The sequence below is a fragment of the Labrys monachus genome (genome assembly GCF_030814655.1).
GTDB classification, from domain to species: domain Bacteria; phylum Pseudomonadota; class Alphaproteobacteria; order Rhizobiales; family Labraceae; genus Labrys; species Labrys monacha.
This window is the reverse complement of record NZ_JAUSVK010000001.1, coordinates 1,185,606-1,192,500: the sequence shown is the minus strand read 5'-3', so window position 1 is coordinate 1,192,500 and position 6,895 is coordinate 1,185,606. Positions and strand designations below refer to the sequence as shown.

Below are 6,895 nucleotides of genomic sequence, written 5' to 3'. Positions count from 1 at the left end.
ACCAACGCCAGGGCGAGCAGGAAGGCCGGCACGGTCTGGAAGGCATCGCTGACCCGCATCAGCACGTCGTCGGTCCAGCCGCCGAGAAAGCCGGCGACGGTGCCGACGGCGGTGCCGGCGACGAGCGCCGCCAGCGCGGACGACAGCGCGACCAGGAGCGTGGTGCGGGCCCCCCAGGCGAGTTCGGCCAGGAGGTCGCGGCCGAGGCGATCGGTGCCCAGCACATGGCCGATGTCGGTGAAGGGCAGGATGAGGGGCCGCGCATTGATGGCGAGCGGATCGCCGGGGAAGAGCCAGGGCGCGGTCGCGGCGAGCAGGACGAAGAGCGCCAGGACGATCGTACCCGCCCGCCCCTCGCCGCTGCGGACAAGTTCCGCCAGGATCCTCATTGGCTCCCTCCCGCTGTCCCGATGCGGGGGTCGAGCCAGGCCTGCGCGGCATCGGCCAGCAGGTTCATCGCCAGGACGACGACCGCGCTGCACAGGACGACCCCCAGCAGCAGCGGCGTGTCCCGCCTGGCGACGGCCTCCGCCGCGAGGCGGCCGAAGCCCGGGATGGCGAAGACGCTCTCGATCACCACGCTGCCGCCGAGCAGCGAGGCCGACTGCAGGCCCAGCATGGTGATCACCGGCGCGAGGGCGTTGCACGCGACATGGCGCAGCGAAAGGCGGAGGCCCGAAATGCCGCGCGCCCGGGCGGCGCGGATGAAATCGGCGCTCCAGATCTCCTCCATGCCGTCGCGCAGCAGGCGCAGGAACAGCGTCATGTAGACGAGGCCGAGCGAGGAGACCGGCAGGACGAGATGGCGGGCGATGTCGAGGCCCCGCGCCAGGCCCGTCTTGTCCGAGGCGATGGTCTCGAAGCCGCTCGCCGGCAGCCAGCGCAAGGAGACGGAAAAGACGGCGATGAGGACGAGGCTCAGCCAGAAGCCGGGCATGGCATAGAGCGCCAGCGAGCCGACGGACAGGATGCGGTCGAGCCAGACATCCGGCCGTGCCCCTGCGGCGAAACCGAGCACGACGCCGAGCAGCAAGGCCATCGCCAGCGCCGATCCCATCATCGCGAAGGTGACGGGCAGCCGCTCGAGCAGCAGGTCGCGCACCGGCCGCTGGAATCCGGTCGACCAGCCGAGATCCCCGTGCAGCAATGCCACCGCATAGGCCCCCAGGCGCGGCACGGGGCCGCGGTCGAGGCCCCATTCGGTGCGCAGTTGCGCGATCCGCCCGGCATCCGCGCCCCCGATGCCGGCGACATAGGCGTCGATCGCATCGCCCGGCGCCGCCTCGAGCAGGAAGAAGGCCCCGACGACGACCAAAGCGAGGACCACGACGGCGCCGGCGAAACGCCGCAAAAGCAGCCCGGTCATGATGAGCGGTGCTGCGGCAGCGCAGGCTCGCAGATGGCGTCTGGCAGCGTATACGCCCCGTCCACTCTTTCGTGGCGACCGCCGCAGCGAGGCCTTGCGGGCGCGGGGACATGCCGGGCACCAGCCGGGAACTCAACGACATCCGGCCGGCATGCCCGGCCGGAACCGGCGACGACGCGGGAAGACGGAAGCGGGCGGGAGACCCACGATCCCCGGGGATTTCCAGGCACGGGCGTTTCCTACGGTCCGAAATCCTGAAGCGCCGTATCGCCCCAGGACGACACGGCCCAGCGCGGATTGCTGGAGACGTTCAGCACATTCTCGCTCGCCACCGTGATGAAGGAGAACTCGGCGACGTTGATGAGCGCGATATCCTCGACCACCAGCTTCTGGAACTGCCTGTACAGCTCGGCGCGCTTGCCGGCATCGAGTTCGACCGCCGCCTGCGCGATCACGGCGTCGACCTTGGGGTTGGCATAGCCGTACTGGTTCGAGAAGGGCACGCCGGCCGGCAGGCCGCTCTGGAACAGAATGGTGGTGGAAATCGCCGGATCCGAGCGATAGACCGGCGTGCCCACGGTGATATCGAAGGCATGGTCGGTGTAGACGGCCTTCAGATGCGCCGGCGTGTCGTTGGCGACGATCTCCGCGTCGATGCCGATCTTGCCGAGCGCCTGGCGCAGATAGTCGCCGAACTGCCTGGTCTCGTTGAAGAAGGGCGCCGGCAGCAGCTTGAGCCGGAAGCGGGTGCCGTCGGTTCCCTTCCTGTAGCCCGCCTCGTCCAGCAGGGCCTCGGCCTTGGCGGGATCGAAGGCGTATTGCGTGACGTCGGGGGTGTAGAAGGTCTTGTCATATTGCGGCACCGGTCCGGTGGCGGACTTGGCATAGCCGAGGAAGATCGTCTTGATGACGAAATCCCGGTCGATGGCGTGGGCGAGCGCCTGCCGCACCCGCAGGTCGGCGAGTTCCTTGCGGGTGTGGTTGATCTCGACGATCAGCTGGTAGGTCAGCGCCTCATAGCCATTGGCATAGACCTTCATGCCCTGCACCTTCGAGATGCGGTCGAGGTCGGCGAGCGGCACCGCCGAGAACGCGGCGAGCTGGATCTCCCCCGCCTCGAGGGCATCGCTGGCGGAGGCGCGGTCGGACAGCACGCGGAAGAGGAGTTCGTTGATCTTGGGCTCGGTCGGGTCCCAATAGGCCTCGTTGCGGCGCAGGAGATAATATTCGCCCGGCTTGTGCTCGGCATATTTGAACGGCCCGGTGCCCACCAGCCTCTCATTGGCCGGATTCTTCATGATGTCGGTGCCCTCGAACACATGCCGGGGCAGCACCGCCGTCAGGGCCGGCAAGGCGTTGCGGATCAGCTGGAAGGGGGTCGGCGCCGAGAAGCGGAAGATCGCGGTCCGCGCGTCGGGGGTGTCGACGGCTGCGAGGTCCTTGAACACGACCCGGCCGAGATTCTGCAGCTTGCGCCAGACCTCCAGCGCCGAGAAGGCGACGTCGGCGGAGGTGAACTTCTGCCCGTCATGCCACGTCACGCCCTCCCGCAGCGTGAAGGTGATCGACTTGCCGTCGGGCGATCCTTCCCAGGCGGTCGCGAGCCGGGGAGCGAGCCCGTCGGGCGCATTGTAGTCGGCCTCGGCCAGCGGCTCGATCACCTTGCTGGCGACGAAGAACACGCCGTTCGAGGCGGTGATCGCCGGATTGAGGTTGGAGGGCTCCGAATCGGCGGCGACGATGAGCCTGCCGCCCTGGGCCGCGGCGCGCGCCGCTCGCGGCAAAGCGAGGACGAGGGCGGCGCTGGCGCTCCCGAGCAGAAGAGCACGGCGATCAATCGGCATGGACAGCCTCCCGGGAAACATCATGGACGACGGCGGCCGGCGACGGCCCGTCGAGACTGGCGAGGGCGGCATCGACGGCGACGCCGGCGTCCCCCTTGGCGCCGAGACGGCGCAACGCGGCGCCCAGCGCGGCGATCGCCGTCACCGCCAGAAGGGGCTCCGCGCCCGGGCCCATATGCCCGATGCGCAGCACCTTGCCGGCCGTGAAACCGCGTCCGAGCGAGACGAGCACGCCGTAGCGGTCGAGCAGCGTGTCGCGCAGCGCCTTGTCCTCGATGCCGTCGGGCACGCGGAAGACGCTGGCGGACGGAGCGGCGATCGCCTCGCTCTTCGGCCAGAGCCGCAGGCCCAGCGCCGCCAGGCCGGCACGGGTGGCGGCTGCCGTCCGCGCATGGCGCTGCCACACTTTTTCCGGGCCCTCGGCGAGATAGAGATCCAGCGCCGCGTCGAGCCCATGGAACTCGGCCAGCGACGGCGTGACGGGAAACGGGCGGCCCGGCTCGCTCGCCAATTCCCAGTCGAGCAGGCTCAGGAAGGAGACTCTCGGCGCGTCCGGATTGGCCTTGATGCGAGCCCACGCCCGGTCATTGATGCCGATCAGCGTCAGGCCGGGCGTCGCACCGAGGCATTTGGCGGCGGAAGCGACGAAGACGTCGACATGGGCGGCATCGGGATGCACGTCCATGCCCCCGAAGGAAGACACGGCATCGGCGATGACGAAGGCGCCGTGCTCCCGTGCGAGCAGGCCGATCTCGGCGAGGGGATTGAGGGTGCCGGACGGCGTATCGTGGTGGCAGACGGCGATGATCGTGATATCCGGCCTGTCGAGCAGCGCCCGGCGCACCGCTTCGGCGTCGATCGCTTCGTCATAGGGCACTTCGAGCTCGATCACCTCGCCGCCATGGCGCCGCGCCCAGTTGCCGTAGCCCTTGCCATAGACGCCGGAGACGAGGTTGAGCACCACGTCCCGGCGCCCGATCAGGGACGCCGCCGCCGCTTCGAGCCCGAGCAGGGCGTCGCCCTGCAGGATGACGGGCAGTGCCGCCGATCGCATCGCCTGCCGCACCTTGCCGACGACGTCGCGATAGAATTGCTGGAACGCCGGATGCCCGTCATAGAGCACCGGGCGCGCCATGGCGTTCAGCACTGCCGGATAGGCCGTCACCGGGCCGGTCGTCAGCATGAAAGGCGGTGCAACGGGCATGAAGGCAATCCGCATTCTGCGCCGGACACGGACGTCGCCATCCGCCGACCCGACGCGATAGGAAGCTAGCTTTGCGGCGCTTTCCTGACAATCGGCAAATGATACCGGGAGCCCCTGCGGGGTCATATGCCGCTGGCCCCTCGCACCGTGGACATGCCGGTCGCAGGGCCCGGACAGCGTCGAGGCAGATGGCGGGGAAACCGAAGAGACCTTCGTGGCATCGAAGGATTCACCCCGTTCTCTCCAGTAACGCGCACGGCCTGCTGCCGAAAACAGGCCGGGAGCGTGCCCGAAGATTACCGAAATGTCATGCACGCGCCACCTCCGCCCAAGATCTCACCAGGGCGCCGTCTTGTGTTCGACACGTTCCCGTTGTTTATGGCGGTTGGAAGACGGCCCGCAAATCCAACATTGACGGAACCATGAAGAACAAGCTCGAATATCTGTGGCCGATCGTCGGGCTCGCCGCCGTCGTGTTCTCGATCTATCTGCTCTCCAAGGAGTTGAAGGGGGTCGAAGTCGGCCAGGTCTGGCAGGCAGCGCTCGACCGCGGGCCGCTGATGTTCCTGTGCGCGGTCGGCTCGACCCTGCTCGCCTATGCCGCGCTCGCCTGGTACGACCGCATCGCGCTCCTGCATGTCGGCAGGAAGCTGTCCTGGCCGATCGTCTCCCTCGTCTCCTTCACTGCCTATGCCCTCGGCCACAATATCGGCGTGTCCGTGCTGTCGTCCGGGCTGGTGCGCTATCGCGCCTACAGCCGGATGGGCCTGACGGTCGGCGAGGTCGCGATCGTCACGGCCTTCTGCGCCTTCACTTTCGCCTATGGCGCCCTCTTCCTCGGCGGCCTCGTGCTGACGGGCGAGCCGGGCCTGCTGTCGCGGCTGTTCAGCTTTCCCGTCGGGGTGGCGTTCGCCATCGGCCTCGGCATGCTCGTCCTCGTCGCGCTCTACCAGCTCGGCGCGATCTTCAATTTCAAGCCGCTGCGCTTCCGCACCTTCGAGATCGCCTATCCCAAGCCCGGCATCGCCTTCCGCCAGCTCTTCGCTGCGCCGCTCGAGATCATCGGCGCCGCCGGCATCATCTATTTCGCCCTCCCGGACAGCCTCAATCCGGGCTTCTTCGTCGTGCTCGGCATGTTTCTCGCTTCGTTCTGCGCGGGCCTGATCTCGAATGCGCCGGGCGGTGCCGGCGTGTTCGAAGCCGTGTTCTTCATGATCATGCTGCCGCACGGCTCCAATCCCGACGATCCGGCCGTCATCCAGAGCAAGGCGGAGATCCTGGCGGCCCTCTTGATGTTCCGCCTGCTCTATCTCCTGATCCCCTTGGCGATCTCCTGCGCCATCGTGCTCTACACCGAGCGGCAGACCATCGCCGGCCTCTTCGGTTCCGTCACGGGCGGACGCAGCCGGCCGGTCGAGGCTGCGCGCCAGGAGCCTCCGAAGCAGTAGGCGCGAGCGCGGGCGTTCACTCCAGGATGAAGTTCACCGGCTGCGGCGCGGACGGCAGGTTCGGCTCGCCGAGATCCTCCAGGATATTGATCTCGATCGTCCGGCAGATCGCCATCAGCGGCAGGCTGTTGCTGGTGGTGCCGAAGGGGACGACCAGCTCGTCGCCCAGCGTGTCCAGCCCGAAGAAGGTGTAGGACATGATGGCCACGATGACCGGCGTCCACAGGCCCATGCTGTCGGCGACGCCGAAGGGCAGCAGGAAGCAGAACAGATAGACGGTCCGGTGCAGGAGGAGCGAATAGGCGAAGGGCAGCGGCGTCGACTTGATGCGTTCGGCCGCCGCGAGGTCGCCCGAAAGCGCGGTGACCCGTTCCTCCAGCGTCTGCGCCATCTGCGGCGAGATCTGCCCGCGGCCGAGCGCGCCGGCGATCGCCGTGCTCATCAGGGCAAGAACGCGGTTGGGAACGTGGCGGCTCGCCTGCATCAAGGCCCGCTCGCGAGCATCCAGATGCCGCAGCGCCGGCTCATCCAGCGGCTCGTCGCGGAGCAGGCAGCGCAGCGTGTCGCAGAAGGCGATGGAATGGAGGGCGAGGCGCCGGGCGACCGCGGGCTCGGCGGCGAGATAGGCCAGCGCCTGCCGCGACAAGCCTCTCGCGTCGATCACCATCTGGCCCAGGATCTTGCGGGCCTCCCACCAGCGGTCATAGCTCGCGGTGTTGCGGAACGCCGCGAAGATCGAGAGCGCCACGCCGATCAGCGAGAACGGCAGGGCCGCGATCGGAGCGACGTGGATATAGCCATGCGTCTCCAGCAGGGTGACCGCCACCGAAAGCAGGGTGACGATGATCATCTGGGGCCAGATATGCGGCACGATCGAGCCGCGCATAACGAAAAACAATTCCCACGGACGTGGGCTCTTACGGACGATCACGGCGGTGGCACATGTTCACGAGGGTGATCCTCCTCTTGTGCCACGATGCGGGGATATATTGCACTGCAAAAAACTTGAGACCGTCAGTTTTGGCTCGGTTGT

At 67.8% G+C, this 6,895-nt stretch carries 6 protein-coding genes (1 of these 6 running past the window's edge); 1 reads left to right on the top strand and 5 read right to left on the bottom strand.

What is annotated here, in order from left to right; genetic code table 11:
• The 4 genes from J3R73_RS05250 to ppaT all read right to left on the bottom strand — a co-directional run.
• Positions 1-389 carry the start of an ABC transporter permease gene (locus J3R73_RS05250; RefSeq protein WP_307423308.1) on the bottom strand. It extends 442 nt beyond the left edge of the window, so 389 of the gene's 831 nt are visible here — the first part of the coding sequence; it begins with the start codon at positions 387-389; its stop codon lies beyond the left edge, outside the window.
• Positions 386-1,366, bottom strand: a complete 981-nt coding sequence (locus tag J3R73_RS05245; RefSeq protein WP_307423306.1) for an ABC transporter permease — start codon at positions 1,364-1,366, stop codon at positions 386-388. Before J3R73_RS05245 ends, J3R73_RS05250 begins: the two co-directional genes overlap by 4 nt.
• Before the next feature lie 239 nt (positions 1,367-1,605).
• A complete protein-coding gene (locus J3R73_RS05240) occupies positions 1,606-3,210 on the bottom strand; it encodes an ABC transporter substrate-binding protein (RefSeq protein WP_307423303.1) in 1,605 nt (534 codons plus the stop codon).
• Positions 3,200-4,414: a pyridoxamine--pyruvate transaminase gene (gene ppaT, locus J3R73_RS05235; RefSeq protein WP_307423301.1), complete on the bottom strand. Its 1,215-nt coding sequence runs from the start codon at positions 4,412-4,414 to the stop codon at positions 3,200-3,202. The genes J3R73_RS05240 and ppaT overlap by 11 nt, the downstream gene beginning before the upstream one ends.
• 422 nt (positions 4,415-4,836) lie before the next feature.
• On the opposite strand from ppaT, the gene J3R73_RS05230 reads away from it, so the two are divergent.
• Complete coding sequence (locus J3R73_RS05230; protein WP_307423298.1) at positions 4,837-5,862, top strand: lysylphosphatidylglycerol synthase domain-containing protein; 1,026 nt, start codon at positions 4,837-4,839, stop codon at positions 5,860-5,862.
• A 16-nt stretch (positions 5,863-5,878) separates the two neighbouring features.
• Here the strand turns inward: J3R73_RS05230 and J3R73_RS05225 are convergent, their stop codons facing one another.
• Positions 5,879-6,793 (bottom strand): bestrophin family protein, encoded by a 915-nt coding sequence (locus tag J3R73_RS05225; protein WP_307423296.1) that lies wholly within the window; start codon positions 6,791-6,793, stop codon positions 5,879-5,881.
• Between the last annotated feature and the right edge of the window lie 102 nt (positions 6,794-6,895).